The 2,076-nt window shown below is 74.6% G+C and carries 1 protein-coding gene and 1 pseudogene; one reads left to right on the plus strand and one right to left on the minus strand.

Translation table 11 applies throughout. The annotated features are described in order from the left end of the window. Nucleotides 1-149 precede the first annotated feature (149 nt). Nucleotides 150-1,664, plus strand: coding sequence for a trypsin-like peptidase domain-containing protein (locus ETD85_RS61910; RefSeq protein WP_138699035.1), 1,515 nt, complete (start codon nt 150-152; stop codon nt 1,662-1,664). Between the two features lie 25 nt (nt 1,665-1,689). Here ETD85_RS61910 and ETD85_RS61915 read toward each other — a convergent pair. Next, a pseudogene (locus ETD85_RS61915) lies at nt 1,690-2,076 on the minus strand (MFS transporter); the annotation flags it as partial.

Consider the following 2,076-nt stretch of genomic DNA (forward strand, 5'->3'; position numbering starts at 1 on the left):
CGCCGCGACCCCGCCACGACCCCCCGCCACGACCCGGCGCGCATTCCGCACGGGGCCCCGCCGATCACGACACGCGGCGCCAAACTACATTTCGTCTCCTTTTGGTGACTTACAGTGATCGCAAGTCATCGATCCGCTTGGGGGACACCGTGCAGAGAACCCTGGTCACCACCCTCGCCACGCTGGCCGGCGTCGCGCTCGCGGTGCCCGCGGCCGCCGCCGACCAGCCGTCCACGACTCCGGCGAAGCGCTCCTGGGGCGCCGAGTCGTCGCCGCTGATGCGTCCCGGATCGGCGGTCCGTTACTGGACCGCGGGCAAGCAGGCCAAGGCCAAGGCCGCGAACCTGCCCAAGAGCGGATCGGAGAGCCGGTCCGTGCGCCTGTCCCAGAGCGGGCCGGCCAGGCTGCCGGGCTCGCGGGCGGCGCACGCCCAGCCGCGCAGCGTTCCCGCCGCCAAGCGGCTCACGCCCGGCGGGGACGTCAACGGCTACGTCCGCGTGCCCAGGCCGTACACGAGCGCGGACTTCAGCCGGATCAGCGGCCGGCTCTTCTTCGTCAACGCCGGCGGCAACGGCGACTCCTGCAGCGCCTCGGTCGTCCGCTCCGAGGCCAGGCTGCTCATCGTCACCGCCGCCCACTGCGTCTACAGCGTGCCGGACGGCGCCACGAGCGGGCGCTGGCACAGCAGCTTCGCGTTCGTGCCCGCCTACGACGGCCGGGCCGGCGACGTGCGGGAGCGCGAGCCGTACGGCCGCTGGGGCGGGCGGCGGGCGTGGAAGCCCGACGGCTACACCGGCCTGAGCGGCGGCGACTGGAACTCCGTCTACGACATCGCCCTCATTGAGGTGGGCAGGCACCGCGACGGCACACTCCAGGGAGCCGTCGGCGCCTTCACCCCGATGCGCAACCAGGGCGGCAAGTACTCCATCGCCACCACGGGCTACCCGGGCATCCTCGGCAGGAAGCCGTACGACGGCCGGGACCAGCTCTGGTGCCTGGGCAAGACCCAGCAGATCCGCAGCTTCAACACGGACGGCATCGAAACGGGCAGCCTGCTCAACGCCCGCGCCGCCGCGTCGGGGACGGCGACCGGGACGGGGCGGATGGAGACCCGCAACTGCCACCTGTTCCAGGGCCACAGCGGCGGCCCATGGGTCGTCAGGGGCACCGGCGACCTGGTCGGCGTGCTGTCGGCGGGCAAGGAGGACGGCGAGGCCGACGGCAACTCCGTCGCGAACGCCCTCAGCCCGGAGAGCTACGGCGCGATCGTGCAGCGCGCCGACCCGCGCGGGGTCTACGACTCCCTGTCCGTCCGGCTCACGGGCCCCGCGCTGCCGGTCAGGCGCGGCGGCACCGCCCCCGTCACGGCCACCGTCACCATGCGGGGCCTGATGGCCGCCGCCCAGGTGCCCGTCACGCTCTCCGTGCCCGCGGGCGCGAGCCTCGCCTCCGTCAGCGGCGCCGCGTGCACGCGGACGAGCAGGCACGCCACCTGCACGATCGGCGCCGTCCACCCCGGCAGGCCGGTACGGATCACGGCCCGGATCGACGTCGCCCGCGACGCCGGCCCCTCGGTGCCGGTCACCGCGCACGTCACCTCCACCCGGCTGGACCCGGCCCAGCGCGACAACACCAGCGTCACCCGGATCAGGACCTTCCGCTGAAGCACCGGACGGCGTGGGCGGCGGGTCAGGCGGGCTCCAGCGCCGCCGGCTCCTTCAGGGTGCGCGCCAGCAGCCAGGCCAGCACCGGGAACGCGATCAGGCAGGCCAGCGCCACCCTGAGCGACGCCGCCTCCGCGACCGCGCCCACCAGCGGGCTCGTCAACCCGCCCACGCTCACCGCCAGCCCGAGCGTCACCCCGCTGGCCGTGCCCACGCGGGTCGGCAGGAAGTCCTGGCCGAGCGTCACATGCAGGGAGAACGGAGCGTACAGGGCGATCGACGAGGCGGCGATGAAGGCGTACGCGACCGGACCCGGCGTGAGCACCACGCCCGCGACCGCCGGGACGGCCACCGCGTAGGCCAGGCGCATCGTGCGCACCCTCCCCCACCGCGCCGCCAGCCGCCCGCCCAG

It is taken from the genome of Nonomuraea zeae, from assembly GCF_005889725.1.
Lineage (GTDB): Bacteria > Actinomycetota > Actinomycetes > Streptosporangiales > Streptosporangiaceae > Nonomuraea > Nonomuraea zeae.